Source organism: Tianweitania aestuarii (assembly GCF_018457165.1).
Taxonomy (GTDB): domain Bacteria; phylum Pseudomonadota; class Alphaproteobacteria; order Rhizobiales; family Rhizobiaceae; genus Tianweitania; species Tianweitania aestuarii.
Genome location: NZ_JAFMNX010000005.1, coordinates 23,904 through 40,704 on the forward strand (window position 1 = coordinate 23,904; position 16,801 = coordinate 40,704).

Genomic DNA, 16,801 nt, shown 5'->3' on the forward strand with positions numbered 1-16,801 from the left:
ACCTTCTCCGATCAGTAGACTCGCGCCTTGGGCGCGATCTTGGCTAGGCTGATGCCGCCGTCTTCTTCCTTGACCAGCGGTTCGGTGTGAACCGGGCGATAGGAAAGAGTCACGGTGCCATCAGGATCGAGATGCGACAGCGTGTGAACGCGCCAGTTGGCATCGTCACGCGACGAGAAGTCTTCACGCGCGTGAGCGCCACGGCTCTCCTTGCGCGCTTCCGCACCGTAAACCGTGCAGATGGCGTTGGCCATCAGGTTTTCCAGCTCCAGCGTTTCCATCAGGTCGGAGTTCCAGATCAGCGAACGATCGGACACCTTGATGTCCGGCAGCTCTTTCCAGATCTCCGAAATACGCTCACAACCCTTTTCGAGCGACTCCTGCGTGCGGAACACGGCAGCGTCTTCCTGCATGGCGCGCTGCATCTTTTCACGCAGCTTGGCTGTCGGCGAGGAGCCATTGGCGTAACGCAGGCGGTCGAAGCGTGCCATGATCTTGTCGACGGAAGCCGCATCCGGTTCAGGGATCGGTGCTTCGCGGTTGATCACCTGACCAGCGCGGATTGCGGCGGCGCGGCCGAACACAACCAGATCGATCAGCGAGTTGGAGCCGAGACGGTTGGCGCCATGAACGGAGGCGCAGCCGGCTTCGCCCACAGCCATCAGGCCAGGCGTGACGCGGTCCGGTTCTTCCGCCGTCGGGTTCAGCACTTCGCCCCAGTAGTTGGTGGGAATGCCGCCCATATTGTAGTGAACGGTCGGCAGAACCGGGATCGGCTCCTTGGTGACGTCCACGCCTGCAAAGATCTTCGCGCTCTCGGAAATGCCCGGCAGACGCTCATGCAGAACGGCCGGATCGAGATGGTCGAGATGCAGAAAGATGTGGTCCTTGTTCTTGCCCACACCGCGGCCTTCGCGGATTTCCATGGTCATGCAGCGCGAAACAACGTCTCGGGAGGCAAGGTCCTTGGCAGACGGGGCATAGCGTTCCATGAAGCGCTCGCCTTCCGAATTGACGAGATAACCGCCTTCGCCACGCGCGCCTTCGGTGATCAGGCAGCCCGCGCCGTAAATGCCGGTGGGGTGGAACTGCACGAATTCCATGTCCTGCAAAGGCAGACCGGCACGTGCCACCATGCCGCCGCCGTCGCCGGTGCAGGTATGGGCGGAAGTCGCCGAGAAATAAGCGCGGCCATAACCGCCGGTCGCCAGAACCACCATCTTGGCGGAAAAGCGATGGATCGTGCCGTCATCCAGGTTCCAGGCGATCACACCCGTGCAGGTGCCGTCCGGATCCATGATGAGGTCGAGCGCGAAATATTCGATGAAGAACTGCGCGTTGTGCTTGATCGACTGGCCATACAGCGTGTGCAGGATGGCGTGGCCGGTACGGTCGGCGGCAGCACAGGTGCGCTGCACGGGTGGACCATCGCCGTAATTCATCATGTGCCCGCCGAAGGGGCGCTGGTAGATCTTGCCTTCTTCGGTGCGCGAGAAGGGCACGCCGTAATGCTCAAGCTCGTAAACGGCAGCCGGCGCTTCGCGGGCGAGATATTCCATCGCATCCGTATCGCCCAGCCAGTCCGATCCCTTCACGGTATCGTACATGTGCCACTGCCAGCTATCCGGCCCCATGTTCTGGAGCGAAGCGGCAATGCCGCCCTGTGCTGCAACCGTGTGCGAGCGGGTGGGGAAGACCTTGGTGATGCAGGCCGTCTTCAGGCCCTGTTCGGCCATACCGAGCGTGGCGCGAAGACCGGCGCCGCCGGCGCCGACGACAACCACGTCGAACTTGTGATCAACGAACTGATAAGCAGGAGCAGTTTGTGCCGTCGCCATGTGTGCGTCAGGCTCCGAATGCGATTTTAAGAAGGGAGAACGCGCAGATACCGCCAACCAGCACCACGAAGAAGCTGTTCAGCATCATCAGCGTGACCTTGAGCAGTTCATTGTGGATGTAGTCGGCAACCACTTCCTGCATGCCAAGGCGCATATGTTCCAGGCTGATCAGGATGAAGAGCATCAGCGGCACCCAGACCAGCGGCTGGCCAAGCGTGGCGCGAACTTCGACGAAGCTGCTGCCGGCCAGCGAAACCACCAAGCCGATCACGAAGAGAGACAGCGGCAAAAGGGCTGCGGAAGAAACTCGCACTGCCCAAAAATGGCTGGTGCCGCTTTTGGTGGAGCCGAGGCCGCGAACCTTGCTCAGGGGCGTACGCATGTCTGCCATGTCAAAGCACCAGGTAGAGCGCGATCCAGGTCAGCGCCGTCAGAACAACAGAAGCGATCAGCGAGGCCCACGCGGTCTGGCGCGACACCTGCTTTTCCATGGCGACACCCGTGTCCCACAGCATGTGACGAACGCCGCCAACCGCATGAAGGAACATCGCCCAGGTGTAACCCAGCAGAACGAGCTTGCCGATGATCGAGCCCATCACGGCATTGGCAGTCGCAAACCAGTCCGGAGAGGTGGCCGCAGCCACCAGCCACCAGGCAACCAGAAGCGTGCCGACATAAAGCGCGCCGCCCGTGATGCGATGCGCAATCGAGAGCGTCATCGTGATCGGCCAGCGATAAATGGTCAGATGCGGTGAAAGCGGGCGTTGGGACGCAACAGTTGTTCGGCTCATGGCTCCCCCGGTACGGACCCGTGATGGCCGGAACGAAACCGGCGCCGGCCCTACGGATTGCGACATTGGCTGGGGGTCTCTTAATCAGCTTTTCGCAGCGCGTCAAAGCCCCAAACAGATGTTTGACTGGAATCTAGGCGTCGCGGGCGAGCGACACAAGTTTTTCCTGAATGTTCAATCGATTAGGCCGGCGGTTCCCTTGTCAGGAGCGTTGGCAGCTCAGCGTCGGCTTGCCGGACACCATGTAGAGCGCTTCGCCGCCTTCCAGCACGATGGCCTGGTTGGAGCCGCCAAAGCGCGCGTTCTGCGACGGGGGCGATGCGGGAAGATCGATGGACGCGCCGTCCGTGCCCAGAACGCGCACGGCATTTCCGAGGCTTTCCACGGTAATAGATCCATCTTCGCCGCAGCTATAGGTCGCCATGCGCGGTTGCGCGGCGGTTCCGTCGGATGATCCATTGGGATTGGCATTGTTGGTCGTTTCCGACGCAACACATCCAGCGGCCAGGATCGCCAGGGCAATCGACGCCGCCATGGTCCGGACGAGGCGTCCGGTGTTCTGATTCGTTTCCATCGCCGGCAGGATTACCGCTGCCGCCATGCCTGATCAACGACCAAGCAGGTTGCGGAACGTTATCTCGCGCTGAAGTCGATGATGTAGCTCGTCCAGTCGGCCGGAGCCGCGACCTGCTCGTAGAGCTTGCGGCCGTCTTCCGGCTGGCGCGGCGCGTTGAGGATCAGGTGGCGCCAGCCTCGTTCGGAGCCGAGATCGGCAAGAACGTCGACCATCGCCTTGGCGATGCCCTGGCCGCGAAAATCCTGATCCACGAAGATGTGGTCGGCCATGCCATAGCGCATGCCCGAAAGCGGTTCCGGAAGATCGGTGAAGATCATGAAGCCGATCAGCCGATTGTCGAGCTTGGCGCCCAGCACTTCCGCCGAGCGATCCTGCAGGAGCATCTCGGCATAGTAGTTGTCCGGCCGCCGTGGCGCACCGCGCTGACGCGCCTGTGCATAGGCCGCGAGGAGCGGCGCGAGCTCGGCGGCGTCGCGGAACTGCAACGGCGCGATGTCGGTCATCGGCATCTGGGTCATCGCTCTCTGATCCTTGAAGTCACGATGGGTGTCAATCGCTCCCGTCAGACCCGCCTGCGGCAGGGTGACTTTGGTTAAAAATCCGTTAACATGATCCGCGGGGTGCTGCTTCGGCGGCTGGCGATCTGGGTTTTCGGCATGGCTTGTTTTCAGCAAATGGAAAAGCGCGCGCAGCGTTCCGCAAGCGCGCAACGCCATGCCGTCGCGTGCCGCGGAGCTTGGCAATGAGCACGTTTGGTCTTCGACAGCAGGAACTCTACCGCGCGCCGCTGCGCGAGCGCAGCCCGGTGCTGCGTTATCTCGGCCGGTTCGACCTGGGCGAAGCGGTGCGTTGGGCCATCCGCGGTCTGCTGATCGGTGCGATCGTCGTGCTTGCCCTGGATCTGCGGGAGATGGCGACGCAACGCGGGCTTCTTTCGCCGGCCTTCTGGCCGCTATCCAGCAGAAGTGCCGTGGCCTTGCCGCCGGTGCGCGACGAGGGATCGGCCAACAGCCGCGATCCGCGCCGCGATGTCACCACGAACGAAGCCTTGCTCGACCAGGACATGCGCTTTGCCATGGATGAGAACGGGCGGCTGGCTTTGACGGGCCGTATCATTCAGGGAAGCGCTCAAACCTTTGTTGCCAAGGTGAAGGCGCATGGTGGCGCGGTGAACACGGTGGTGATCAACTCGCCCGGCGGTTCGCTCGAAGATGCGATGGCGATGGGGCGGCTGATCCGCGAAAAGGGTTTCGCCACGGAAATTCCGGAGGGCGCGCTGTGTGCATCGTCCTGTCCACTGATGTTTGCCGGCGGCGTTGCGCGTTCGGCTGGCCAGAAGGCTGCCATCGGCCTGCATCAGTTCTATGCGGCGCCGGGCAGTTCAAACGACGCGGCTGCGGCCTTGTCCAGCGCCCAGGCGACCACGGCGCGGATCAGCCGCTATCTGACCGAGATGGGTGTCGACAGCGCTTTGTGGCTCCATGCGCTCGATACGCCGCCGCAAGCGCTTTATTACCTCTCGCAGCAGGAGCGTCGGAGCTACAAGCTGGTTACCGGCGCGCAAACCGTGGCGGCCGCGCGAGACTGAAACCACCCGTTCAGGCGTTTCGCCGAGCCGGATCCTAGCCGTTCTGCACGAGCCTTGGCTGTGCTTGCTCGTTCTCGACAACGGCCGGCGCTATCCGCACGCAGTCGCGGCCGGCTGTTTTGGCGAGATAGAGCGCTGTATCGGCTCGCGCCATGAGGGAATGCACGGTTTCGCCCTTCTGAAGCTCCGCGACGCCGAAGCTTGCCGTAAAGGTGCGGCCGGGCGGCGCGCCGGGTATGCTGAGCGCGGCGAAGCTGCCGCGCAGGCCTTCCGCGTAGATGCGGGCCATCGGCAGATTGGCGCCGGGATAGATGATCGCGAACTCCTCGCCGCCGACGCGACCAACGATCTGTCCTGCGGCGGAAGCGAGCGTGAGCTGACGCGCGAAGCCTGCAATCACCAGATCGCCGGTGCCGTGGCCGTATGTGTCGTTGACCGACTTGAAGTGGTCGAGATCGCACAGGATCATCGAAAGCGGCACTTGCGAGCCTTGATACACATGCAGAAGCGGAGCGGCTCGTTCCTCGAAGCCGCGCCGGTTGAGCACACCGGACAGCGGGTCGGTCTCTGATTTCACCATCATGACGCCGAGCGTGTCGCGCATCATGACCATGATGATCATCAGCCCCATGGCGAGGAAGAAGATCGCGCTGAGGGTTTGCGACACGATCGCATAGGAGGTGGAGATATAGGCGCTCGGCGTCGTGCCGATGCTGCCGATCCACAATGCGATCAAAGGCTTCGCCAGGAAATGGGCTGATGTGGCCAACACCACAGCCAGCAGGCCGTAGTCCAGTGCGCGCTTGCGTTGACTGCGCATCACCACGCTCGCCGCCAGCACCTGCAGCAGGGCGTAAGGCAACTGGTAGAAGAACATCGGCAGCAGCGAGAGTTTCGGTGTGCCGTCATGGATCATGATCGTTGCCAGCGCAAAAAACAGCAACACGACGATCGCAAGAGACGGAACCGGCTGGTTGTAGGTGCGTGCCAGGCCGACCGTCAGGCATGCCATTCCAAAGGCCAGGCTCATATAGGTTGCGACAACCAGGAACTCGGCATTGGGAAGCAGGTCGACGGCAAATTCCAGGCCGACATAACTGAAGGCGAGAACGCAGCTCAGGATCAACCAGCGCGGCGCCGTGGCCTTATTGTCGTAAGCGGCCATGAACAGGAAAGCCCCGGCCACAAGGACCGCGACTGCCATGTTGATGATGAGGATGAAGCCGCCGCCGCTCATTAGGGGGTTCCGTTTCGTCTTCTTTATCCAGAACCGGGAAAGACCTGGTTAACGCAAAGCAAGCGCTTCGCCAATCCGGAACCGGCATCGGAAGCCGAGCATTGTTGTGCGAGGCATGGATGTGCCACCGCAACAGGCAATGAAATCAAGGAGCGCCAGCATGGCCAATACGATCACTTTAACCGATCACGAAGCCATTCGCGACTGGGCGGCGGCACGGATGGGGTCTCCCGCAGTGGTGGATATTTCGCCAGCCAGCGGCACGCAGCCCATGCTGCGACTGGTGTTCGACCAGCGCGCTTATCTCGACATGGATCAGGCCGAGCGGCCGGAAAATGCCGGCGGCGTGGAGCTGGTAGAGTGGGACGACTGGTTCAAGCTGTTCGAGGAAGCCGAACTTGCGCTGGTGGTTTCGGAAGACGTTCCGGGCCAGCGCGACAGCTTCCATGAGTTCATCCGGCGCGATGAAACCGTGAAGTAACGACGCAAATCGAACAAAAAGAGCGCCACTTGGGCGCTCTTTTCACGATATGGCTGACGAAGCCGGCTCAGTTGAAGGTGCGGATGTCCACGAAGTGACCGGCGATCGCGGCAGCCGCGGCCATGGCCGGCGACACGAGATGGGTGCGGCCCTTGAAGCCTTGGCGACCTTCGAAATTTCGGTTCGAGGTCGAGGCGCAGCGCTCATAAGGGCTGAGGCGGTCGTCGTTCATGGCAAGGCACATGGAGCAGCCCGGCTCGCGCCAGTCGAAACCGGCTTCCACGAAGATCTTGTCGAGACCCTCGGCTTCCGCCTGCTCCTTCACGAGGCCGGAGCCCGGAACGATCATGGCGCTGACATTCGGATTGACCTTGCGGCCTTCAACGACCTTGGCGACTTCGCGCAGATCCTCGATGCGGCCATTGGTGCAGGAACCGATGAACACGCGGTCGAGCGTGATGTCGGTGATCTTGGTGCCGGCGGTCAGGCCCATGTAGTGAAGCGCGCGCTCCTTTGAGGTGCGCTTGTTTTCGTCAGCGATCTGAGCGGGATCCGGAACTACGCCTTCAACCGACACGACGTCTTCCGGCGAGGAGCCCCAGGACACGATCGGCGGCAGGGCTGCGGCGTTGAGCACGACGACCTTGTCGAAATGCGCGCCTTCGTCCGACTGCAGCGTCGACCAGTATTCAACCGCCTTGTCCCAGTCGGCACCCTTGGGGGCGCGCGGCTTGTCTTCCACGTAAGCGAAGGTGGTTTCATCGGGCGCGATGAGACCGGCACGCGCACCGGCTTCGATCGACATGTTGCAGATCGTCATGCGGCCTTCCATCGACAGCGCGCGAATGGCTTCGCCCGCATATTCAATGACGTAGCCGGTGCCGCCGGCGGTGCCGATCTCGCCGATGATGGCGAGGATGATGTCCTTGGCCGTGACGCCTTCGGGCAGCTGCCCGTCGACGCGCACCAGCATGTTCTTGGCTTTCTTCTGGATCAGCGTCTGGGTGGCGAGCACATGCTCGACTTCCGACGTGCCGATGCCATGGGCCAGCGCGCCGAATGCGCCGTGGGTGGAAGTATGGCTGTCGCCGCACACGATGGTCATACCGGGCAGGGTGAAGCCCTGTTCGGGACCGACGATGTGAACGATGCCCTGGCGAACATCAACGGCGTCGTAATATTCAATGCCGAACTCGGACGTGTTGTTGGCCAGCGCCTCGACCTGGATGCGGCTTTCCTCGTTCTTGATGCCGAACTTGCGCTCAGGCGAGGTCGAGACGTTGTGATCGACCACAGCCAGCGTGCGTTCGGGATGGCGAACCTTGCGGCCGGTCATGCGCAGACCCTCGAAGGCCTGCGGGCTCGTCACTTCATGGACGAGGTGGCGGTCGATATACAGGAGGCAGGTGCCATCGTCCTGGCGGTCAACGATGTGGTCGTCGAAAATCTTGTCATACAGGGTGCGCGGTGCGCTCATGGTCTTGGATCCGTGAATAAGGAATTGGCTGGATGCCGCTCTAAGAGGGCTCTGGCGACGGATGTCGACCTAGATAAGTCGGGCCGTGGAGGCGCCGCAAACATGCGAAAAGAAGCGACCCGGCAGACGCTTGCGGTCTTGCAGGGTAAAACGGCGATAGGCAGGTTTGCCAAACAACGCTTCCATGCCCGAGGTCATAGCAAGCTTCCCGATCTGGAGCAATCGGCAGGCTTTGCGCGCGGAGGCTTCTAGGTTTCAGCCTCGTTGCCGCCGCGCAGATCCAGCATCAGCAGTTCTTCGTCGAAACCCTGACCGTCGATAACGAGGGCGTCGCGCTCCACGCCATAAGGAACGAAGCCAAGCGCATGATAAAGCCGGCGGGCGGGAAGGTTATGCATGGTGGCGTTGCATTGCAGGATGACGCGTTGCTGGCGCGCATGGGCGATGATGGCTTCCACCATCGCGCGTCCGACGCCGCTCTTGCGCCATGAGGGCTTCAGATACACGCTGACGAGCTTGGCCTTGTGGCGCGTCTTCAAGCCGCTTTCGGGAACATAGGCGGCCATGCCGATCAGGGTCTGATCGTCGAAAGCGCCGAGCGTCAGCCCGGGCGGAGGCGGCGCGCAGCGTCCCAGGATGAACGACGTTTCAAACGCGTCTTCGTCAGCCGGGCTCGCTCCGAACGCTTCGGGACTGTCTTGCAACGCTTCCAGTCGAAGCGCCTTGAATGCGTCGAGATCGGCCGCCGTCAGCGGCCGAACGATGGTTTCTGCTAGTTCAACGATGGTCCCCTCCCAGCGCCGGATGCCGGGACGGCCGTTTCACACGACCATCCCGAAGATCTTACGCCGGCTGTGGTGCCGCATCCGTGTCCAGCGCGTCAATACCACCGGCATTGTCGTAGACGCTCTGGTTGAGGATTCCGGCGCGCTTCGACACGATGGTGGGGATCAGCGCCTGGCCGGCCACGTTCACGGCGGTGCGGCCCATGTCCAGGATCGGATCCACCGCCAGAAGCAGGCCGACACCGGCAAGCGGTAGACCGAGCGTGGACAGGGTCAACGTCAGCATCACCACCGCGCCGGTGAGGCCTGCGGTTGCCGCCGAGCCGATCACCGACACGAACACGATCAGGAAGTAATCCTGGATGCCGAGCGGCACGCCGTAGAACTGCGCCACGAAGATCGCCGAGATCGCCGGATAGATCGCGGCACAGCCGTCCATCTTGGTGGTGGCGCCGAGCGGAACCGCAAAGGCCGAGTATTCGCGCGGCACGCCGAGGCTCTTTTCAGTGACCGCTTCGGTGACCGGCAGAGTGCCGATCGAGGAACGCGACACGAAAGCGAGCTGGATGGCGGGCCATGCGCCGGCGAAGAAGCGGACCGGGTTCAGGCCGTTCATCGTCAGGAGGATCGGGTAAACCACGAGAAGAACGATCGCCAAGCCGATATAAACCGCGCCCGAGAACCAGCCGAGCTGCGACAGGGTCTGCCAGCCATATTGCGCGACGGCATTGCCGAGAAGGCCGATCGTGCCAATCGGGGTGAGGCGGATCACCCACCACAGGATCTTGCGGGTCAGCGCCAGAAGCGAGCGGTTGAAGGCCAGAAAGGGTTCAGCCGCATCGCCGATCTTCAGCGCCGCAACGCCGACGGCAATCGACACGACGAGGATCTGCAAAACGTTGAAGTTCAGCGCGGTGCTGGCGCTGCCATCGGTGATCTTGGTGGAGGCCTGCAGACCCAGAATGTTGGCGGGAACCAGACCCTTCAGGAAGTCGATCCAGGACCCCGTGGACGACGGCGCCTTGGCGGCTTCGGCGGCGATCTGGGTGTTGAGGCCAGGCTGGATCACGAGGCCGAGCGCAATGCCGATCAACACGGCGATCAGGGCCGTGATGGCGAACCAGAGAAGCGTTTGCCACACGAGCGCTGCCGCATTCGACAGCTGGCGCAGATTGCTGATCGAAGCAACGATCGCGGTGAAGATGAGGGGCGGAACGAGCGCGCGCAGCAGCTGAACGAAGATCGAGCCGATCGTCGCAAGCGTCTGCGCCAGCCAGTTCGGATCGCCGGCCGGGCTGTTGCCCATCTCGCGGGCAACGAGGCCAAGCAGGATGCCGACAACCATGGCCGCAATGACCTGGAAGCCGAAATTGGCATAAAATGGTTTTGCCGCGGCGGGTTTGGCCGCGCCTGAAGCAGGTGTGGAAACGGGCATGTGAGGGACTCCAGCAATCCGCGCTGAAACGCCTTCAAGGCGGGCGCGAACAATTACCGGAGGAGATAGGCCTCAGCCTGCTTATCGAACAGGCAGGATGAACTCATTTTAGGCGAAAGGGTGAAAAATCAGTCTCACTCTTCGCCAGCACAAGAAAAAAGCCCCGGCAGTGCCGGGGCTCTTCGAAGTCGTAGCTCGTGACTTCCGCTTAGTTACGGTTGCCCATGAACGAAAGCAGGAACGTGAACAGGTTGATGAAGTCGAGATACAAGCGCAGCGCGCCCATGATCGACTTGCGACCCGAGGTCTCCGAGTCGTCGTTCTCGTAGTACATTTCCTTGATCTGCTGGGTGTCGTAGGCCGTCAGACCAGCGAAGATCAGAACGCCGGCGCCCGAGATCACGAAGCTCATGGCAGACGACTGAAGGAAGATGTTGACCACCATCGCCAGCAGCAGGCCAATCAAGCCCATGAACAGGAACGAGCCCATTCCGGTCAGGTCGCGCTTGGTGGTGTAGCCGTAAAGCGACAGGGCGCCGAACGAGGCGGCCGTCACGAAGAACGTCTGAACGATGCTTTCACCGGTATAAACCAGGAAGATCGACGACAGCGACAGGCCCATCAAGGCGGCAAAGGCCCAGAAGGCCATCTGTGCGGTCGCCGTGCTCAGCGCATGAATACGGGCGCTCAAGAAGAACACCATGCCGAGCGGCGCCAGCATCACGACCCAGCGCAGCGGCGAACCGTACAAAGCGGTGCCCACATTGGTCAGCATCGTGCCGTTGGGCAGCTGCGCTGCGGCCATGGCGGGATCGTTCGTGGTCGCGAGCATCGCGGTACCAACGGCAGCCAGGCCAGTGATGACCATGCCGATTGCCATGAGATTGTAGACGCGCAGCATGTAGCTGCGCAGACCCTGGTCGATGCTGGCATCGGCCTGGGTGCCGTATGCCGGCCGGGTCTGATAATTACGCATATCAGCCATTGTTTCCTCTGTTGCTTCTGTCTCGTCGGGGTCCGGCTGCGGATCAACCGAGGCGCCGCTGGCGAGACGTCCAGCATGCCTATGCGGAATATGATGGTTCGGCTTGTCAAGAACAAGGCCTCTTTCATCCTGCAAAGGTCACGTGATTGTTAGAACCGCTGGCGTTTTGCGGAGCGCCCGTTAGGTGGGTTGTGCTGCCGGCCGAGATCATCGCATCTTTGTTCGCGATGTTTGGGCTTCGGGAGGAAGACACATGGCCAAGACCGCACTCGTGACAGGATCCAATTCGGGGATCGGACTGGCCATTGCGCGCCAGATGGCGCAAGCCGGCTACCAGATCGCGCTGAACTCCTTCACCGACCGACCCGAAGATCATGCACTGGCCGAGACGGTTGCCGCAGAAACGGGCCAACGGGTCATCTATCTCGCAGCCGACATGGCAAAGCCTGCGGATTGCCGGGCGCTGGTTGAACGGGCGCACGAGACGCTTGGCGGGCTGGACGTGCTCGTCAACAATGCCGGCATCCAGTTCGTGGCGCCGGTGGAGGAGTTTCCGCAAGAGCGCTGGGACGCGATCATCGCGATCAACCTGTCGTCGGCCTTTCATACGACAGCCAAGGCCATTCCCCTCATGAAGGCAGCGGGCGGAGGGCGCATCGTCAACATCGCTTCGGCGCATGGCTTGCGTGCCTCGCCCTTCAAGTCGGCCTATGTTGCGGCCAAGCACGGCATCGTCGGCTTTACCAAGACGGTGGCGCTGGAACTTGCCGGTAGCAACATCACCTGCAACGCGATCTGTCCCGGTTTCGTGCGCACGCCACTGGTTGAAAAGCAGATCGATGATCTGGCGGCGACCCATTCGCATCTGCGCAAGGAAGAGGTCGTGCGCGACATCGTCATGCAGAAACAGCCAAGCAAGCAGTTCGTGACCGTCGAGCAGATCGGCGCAACAACGGTGTTTTTGTGCTCGGACGCGGCCGCGCAGATCACCGGCACGACCATTTCCGTGGATGGCGGCTGGACGGCGCAGTAAGCGATCAGCCGGTTCCAAGCTTTGGGGCGATTCAGCATAAGCTCATTGAAGGATAGAACCGCAATCATTCCGCCTTCTTTGATCGCCAGAATTCGGATAATGAACACGCGGCCCGTTTAAGGACGCAGCTTTGCTGCTGCCGGGATGGATCGGGCGGAAGTGTCCTTGATGACAGGGCGGCAGATGCGGCAGCGCCGCAGAACAGGCGGCCGCAACATTCGGATTGATATGGCGAAGTACAGGTTCCACAAGCTGGCCGCGATTGCGGTTCTCATCGGCTTTGCCGCGTGGACAGCGACGGGCGAATTCTCGTCGGTCGGTTCGGCGGCGCAGGAAGCCGAGGCAACCCGCGCGGATGAAGCCGCTCATGCTCCTGTTGCACCGCCGCGCACGGTGGCCGTTCTGGTGCCGCCGCGCGTGATGCATGCGCGCGCCGTGCGCATGTCGGGCATCACCGAAGCCAACAAGCGCGCGGTTTTGGCCACGCGCGCCGGCGGGATCATCGACGAACTACCGGTGACACAGGGCCAGCGGGTGAAAACCGGCGACCTCATTCTGCGGCTGGCGGCGGAAGAAAAAACGGCTGCGGTGGACACCGCGCAAGCGCTTCTGGCGCAGCGCGAAGCGGAGAACAAGGCGTCTGAAAGCCTCGCCAAATCCGGCAATCTGGCGCGGTTGCAGATCGATGCGTCGCGCGCGGCCCTGGCGCAGGCACGCTCGCAGCTGGAAGCCGCGCAGGCCGAACTGTCGCGCAATGAAGTGCGTGCGCCGTTCGACGGCGTGGTGGACCGGGTGGATGTCGAACTCGGCAGTTCGGTCACGCAAGGCGGTCAGGTCGCGACGCTGCTCAATCTCGATCCGGTGCTGGCGGTCGGCGAAGTCAGCGAGCGCGAGCTGAACTATCTCAAGCCGGGCGAAAAGGCGGAAGTGCGCCTTATCAACGGCACGATGGTCGAGGGCGAGATCCGCTATATCAGCCGCGATGCCACCGCGCAGACCCGCACCTTCCGCATCGAAGTGGCGATCCCCAATGGTGAAGGCCGCGTGCCAGCGGGCATGACGGCCGAGATTACCCTGCGCGTCGATCCCGTGGATTCCGTGATGCTGCCGCGTTCGGTGGTGACGCTGTCGGCCGATGGCGATCTGGGCGTGCGCGGCGTGGATGGCGACAACAAGGTCGTGTTCAACGCCATCGACCTGGTGGACGATACGCCCACCGGCCTGGTGCTTGGTGGCATTCCGCAGGGTATGCGCATCATCGTCGCCGGGCAGGATCTCGTTACCGAAGGCGATGTGGTGAACCCGGTCGATGCCGACGCCGCAACGATCCAGCGCCTGGCCGGCGAAGCGACGGGCGGCTGAGATGGGTCTGGTCGGCTACGCCATCCGCAACGCACGGCTGACGCTGTGCGTGCTTCTGTTCTTCATCGTGGCCGGCGCGCTGGTTTATCGCGGCATTCCGAAGGAAGCCGAGCCGGACATCCAGATCCCGATCATCTATGTTAGCCTGACCTATCAGGGTATTTCGCCCGAAGACGCCGAGCGGCTTCTTTTGCGGCCGGTGGAAACGCAGCTCAAGAGCCTGCAGAACGTCAAGGAAGTGCGCTCGGCCGGTTTTCAGGGCGGCGGCTTCGTTCTGATCGAGTTCGTTGCGGGCGCCGATCTCTCCAACTCGCTGCAGGATGTGCGCTCAAAGGTTCAGGATGCGCGCCGCGACCTGCCGCAGGGCGTGGACGAACCGACGGTCACGGAAGTCAACACATCCGACTTCCCCGTTCTTGTTGTGACCTTGTCGGGCAATGTGCCGGAACGCGCGCTGACGGTCGCCTCGCGTGAATTGCGCGACCGGATCGAAGAAGTCGAAGGCGTTCTCGAGGCGACGCTTCAGGGTGCGCGCGAGGATCTGGTCGAAGTCATCATCGATCCCGTGAAGCTGTCATCTTATGGATTGCAGCTCAACCAGCTGATCCAGGGCGTCGGGCAATCCAACTCACTCGTGGCGGCTGGCGCGATCGAGGGCAGCGAGGGGCGGTATGCCGTCAAGGTGCCGTCGCTCATCGAAACGCCGGAAGACGTCGCCAATCTGCCGATCGTCGCCGGCCCCAATGCGGTCGTGCGCGCAAGCGATCTCGCCACCGTGCGTTCGACCTTCAAGGATGCCGAAACGATCACCCGGCTCGATGGCAAGCCGGCCATTGCCATCGAGGTGAAGAAGCGCACCGGCACCAACCTGATCGAGACCGTCGACAAGGTGAAAGCGGTGGCCGACGCCTTCAAGACGAACCTGCCGGAAGGCACGGTGGTGTCCTATAGCCAGGACAAGTCGACCTTCATCACGCAGATGCTGACCGATCTCCAGAACCACGTCATGATTGCCGTGATCCTGGTGTTCATCATCATTCTTTATTCGCTATCGGGCCGCGCATCGATCCTGATCGGCCTGTCGATCCCGTCCTCCTTCCTGCTCGGCATCCTGATGCTCGGTTTGATGGGCTACACGGTCAACATGATCGTGCTGTTCGGCCTCATTCTGGCCGTCGGCATGCTGGTGGATGACGCGATCATCGTCACCGAATATGCGGAACGGCGCATGTCGGAGGGCATGGATCGCAAACAGGCTTTCGCGGAAGCCGCAAGCCGCATGGCCGGACCGGTGATCGCAGCCACGCTGACGCGCATCGCAGCCTTTTCGCCGCTTCTGTTCTGGCCGGGTATCGTCGGCGAGTTCATGAAATACCTGCCGATTACGCTGATCGTGACGCTGGCGGCGTCCATGCTTTACGCGCTGGTTTTCACGCCAACGATTGGCGCGCTGATCGCCAAGGCACATCCGCATGACGAGGAGCAGGCGAAAGACGGGCTTTACCTGAACACCGTCAAAACGGCGATCCGCTTCCCCAAGATGGTGCTCGTTCTGACGGTTGCCATGCTGGTCGGCGTGTTCATGGCTTACGGCAAATTCGGCTCGGGCGTTGAATTCTTCCCCAATGTCGAACCGGATTATGGCCTGCTCTACGTTCATGCGCGGGGCAACCTTTCGCTCGACGAAAAGGATGCGGCGGTGCGCGAAGCCGAGCGCCGCATTCTCGGCTGGCCGGGCATCAAGTCCGTTTATACGCGCTCGGGTTCGACCCGCGGCGGCGGCCAGGAAACGGCCGAAGACGTGGTTGGCGTGATCCAGTACGAGTTCGTGGATTGGCGCGAGCGCAAGCCGGCCAACGACATTCTGGACGATCTGCGCGCGGCGATGACCGGCATCCCCGGCGCCGATATCGAAGTGCGCGTGCCGGAAGCCGGTCCCGCAACGGGCAAGCCGATCCAGGTGGAACTGTCGGCCGTGGATCCGACCGGACTAGACGAGCGGGCGCGGCAGGTGGCCGAGGTCGTGCGCCAGGTTCCCGGCGTGATCGACCTCACCGACGGTTTGCCGCCGCCCGGTGTCGACTGGGCCCTGCAGATCGACCGCGCCAAGGCGGCGCAATATGGTGTCAGCCCGGCATCGGTGGGTTCGGTGGTGCAGCTCGTCACGACCGGTCTGAAACTGTCGGATTATCGCCCGGCCGGTGCGGATGACGCCGTCGATATCGTTTTGCGTTTGCCGCAGGACCGTCGCACGATCTCGACGCTCGACCAGCTGCGGATCGAAACGGCGAATGGCTCCGTGCCTTTGTCGAACTTCGTCACAAGGCAGGCCGAGCGCAGCGTGAGCGTGCTTAACCGCATCGACGGACAGCGCACGATCAAGGTCGAAGCCAATGTCGCCAACGGCTATCAGGTCGCTGCCGTGCAGGCGCAGGTGACGCAGGCCGTATCCAATCTCGATCTCGGCAATGTCAGGTGGAAGCTCGGCGGCTCCGACGAGGAAAGCCAGGAAGCCGCGTCCTTCCTGATGAACGCGTTCGGCGCGGCCATCTTCCTGATCTTCGTCGTGCTTCTGGCCCAGTTCAACAAGTTCACCAGCGTTTTCCTCGTGCTGATGACGGTTGTGATGGCGACGATTGGCGTGTTCCTGGGCCTGCTGATCACCGGCCAGCCGTTCGGCATCGTGATGTCGGGCATCGGCGTGATCGCGCTGGCAGGCGTGGTGGTGAACAACAATATCGTTCTCATCGACACCTATGACCGGCTGCGCGAAGAAGGCTGGACCAAACGCGATGCGATCTTGCAGACCTGCCGCGAACGAGCGCGGCCGGTTGTTCTGACGGCATTATCGGCGATCCTTGGCGTGTTGCCGATCGCCTTCGGTCTGGGGCTCGAGATCTTCCACCATGAGACCACCATCAACGCGCCATCCACGCAGTGGTGGGTGTCGTTGTCGTCGGCGATCGTGTTCGGCCTGTCTTTCGCGACCGTGCTGACGCTGGTGGTGACGCCATCGGCGCTCATGGTGTTTACGCGCGAGAAGCAGACGGGACGTAAGCGGAGCTTCATCGACCGGCTCCTGCGCCGCAACAAGCCGAAAACGATGCATGATGTTTCGGATCAGGATCTGATCGGCCCGACGCTGCCCTACCCGAAGGCCGCGGAATAAGGAGCAGGCCAACGGCACTTCACGCATCCGTTATATTAGAAGG

General features: G+C 62.1%; 15 protein-coding genes. 5 read left to right on the forward strand and 10 right to left on the reverse strand.

Annotated elements, in window-relative coordinates; genetic code table 11:
• Positions 1-11: 11 nt before the first annotated feature.
• The 5 genes from sdhA to JYU29_RS16185 form a co-directional block, all read right to left on the reverse strand.
• Positions 12-1,838, reverse strand: a complete 1,827-nt coding sequence (sdhA, locus tag JYU29_RS16165) for a succinate dehydrogenase flavoprotein subunit (RefSeq protein ID WP_213985896.1) — start codon at positions 1,836-1,838, stop codon at positions 12-14.
• 7 nt (positions 1,839-1,845) lie between these two features.
• On the reverse strand, positions 1,846-2,229 hold the full coding sequence (gene sdhD, locus JYU29_RS16170; protein ID WP_213985897.1) for a succinate dehydrogenase, hydrophobic membrane anchor protein: 384 nt from the start codon (positions 2,227-2,229) through the stop codon (positions 1,846-1,848).
• A gap of 1 nt (position 2,230) precedes the next feature.
• Entirely contained in the window at positions 2,231-2,629 is a 399-nt protein-coding gene (gene sdhC, locus JYU29_RS16175; RefSeq protein WP_213985898.1) for a succinate dehydrogenase, cytochrome b556 subunit, read from the reverse strand.
• Between the two features lie 202 nt (positions 2,630-2,831).
• Entirely contained in the window at positions 2,832-3,230 is a 399-nt protein-coding gene (locus JYU29_RS16180) for a hypothetical protein (RefSeq protein WP_213985899.1), read from the reverse strand.
• 32 nt (positions 3,231-3,262) lie between these two features.
• Positions 3,263-3,724: a GNAT family N-acetyltransferase gene (locus tag JYU29_RS16185; RefSeq protein ID WP_213985900.1), complete on the reverse strand. Its 462-nt coding sequence runs from the start codon at positions 3,722-3,724 to the stop codon at positions 3,263-3,265.
• A 224-nt stretch (positions 3,725-3,948) separates the two neighbouring features.
• Between JYU29_RS16185 and JYU29_RS16190 the strand changes: the two genes are divergently transcribed.
• Positions 3,949-4,794 carry a COG3904 family protein gene (locus JYU29_RS16190; protein WP_250157526.1) on the forward strand — a complete coding sequence of 282 codons (846 nt, stop codon included), beginning with the start codon at positions 3,949-3,951 and terminating at the stop codon, positions 4,792-4,794.
• A gap of 34 nt (positions 4,795-4,828) precedes the next feature.
• Here the strand turns inward: JYU29_RS16190 and JYU29_RS16195 are convergent, their stop codons facing one another.
• On the reverse strand, positions 4,829-6,031 hold the full coding sequence (locus tag JYU29_RS16195) for a GGDEF domain-containing protein (protein WP_213985901.1): 1,203 nt from the start codon (positions 6,029-6,031) through the stop codon (positions 4,829-4,831).
• Between the two features lie 160 nt (positions 6,032-6,191).
• Here JYU29_RS16195 and JYU29_RS16200 point away from each other — a divergent pair, with 160 nt between their 5' ends.
• A complete protein-coding gene (locus JYU29_RS16200) occupies positions 6,192-6,512 on the forward strand; it encodes a hypothetical protein (RefSeq protein WP_213985902.1) in 321 nt (106 codons plus the stop codon).
• 67 nt (positions 6,513-6,579) lie between these two features.
• Here the strand turns inward: JYU29_RS16200 and leuC are convergent, their stop codons facing one another.
• From leuC to JYU29_RS16220, 4 genes are all read right to left on the reverse strand, one after another.
• Positions 6,580-7,989 (reverse strand): 3-isopropylmalate dehydratase large subunit, encoded by a 1,410-nt coding sequence (leuC, locus tag JYU29_RS16205; RefSeq protein WP_213985903.1) that lies wholly within the window; start codon positions 7,987-7,989, stop codon positions 6,580-6,582.
• A gap of 248 nt (positions 7,990-8,237) precedes the next feature.
• Positions 8,238-8,795, reverse strand: a complete 558-nt coding sequence (locus JYU29_RS16210; protein ID WP_213986076.1) for a GNAT family N-acetyltransferase — start codon at positions 8,793-8,795, stop codon at positions 8,238-8,240.
• Between the two features lie 37 nt (positions 8,796-8,832).
• Positions 8,833-10,209, reverse strand: a complete 1,377-nt coding sequence (locus tag JYU29_RS16215; protein WP_213985904.1) for a dicarboxylate/amino acid:cation symporter — start codon at positions 10,207-10,209, stop codon at positions 8,833-8,835.
• Between the two features lie 208 nt (positions 10,210-10,417).
• Positions 10,418-11,194 (reverse strand): Bax inhibitor-1/YccA family protein, encoded by a 777-nt coding sequence (locus JYU29_RS16220; protein WP_213985905.1) that lies wholly within the window; start codon positions 11,192-11,194, stop codon positions 10,418-10,420.
• Between the two features lie 253 nt (positions 11,195-11,447).
• Here JYU29_RS16220 and JYU29_RS16225 point away from each other — a divergent pair, with 253 nt between their 5' ends.
• From JYU29_RS16225 to JYU29_RS16235, 3 genes are all read left to right on the forward strand, one after another.
• Positions 11,448-12,227: a 3-hydroxybutyrate dehydrogenase gene (locus JYU29_RS16225; RefSeq protein ID WP_213985906.1), complete on the forward strand. Its 780-nt coding sequence runs from the start codon at positions 11,448-11,450 to the stop codon at positions 12,225-12,227.
• A gap of 228 nt (positions 12,228-12,455) precedes the next feature.
• A complete protein-coding gene (locus tag JYU29_RS16230) occupies positions 12,456-13,589 on the forward strand; it encodes an efflux RND transporter periplasmic adaptor subunit (protein ID WP_213985907.1) in 1,134 nt (377 codons plus the stop codon).
• 1 nt (position 13,590) lies between these two features.
• Positions 13,591-16,758, forward strand: a complete 3,168-nt coding sequence (locus JYU29_RS16235) for an efflux RND transporter permease subunit (RefSeq protein WP_213986077.1) — start codon at positions 13,591-13,593, stop codon at positions 16,756-16,758.
• Positions 16,759-16,801: the final 43 nt, after the last annotated feature.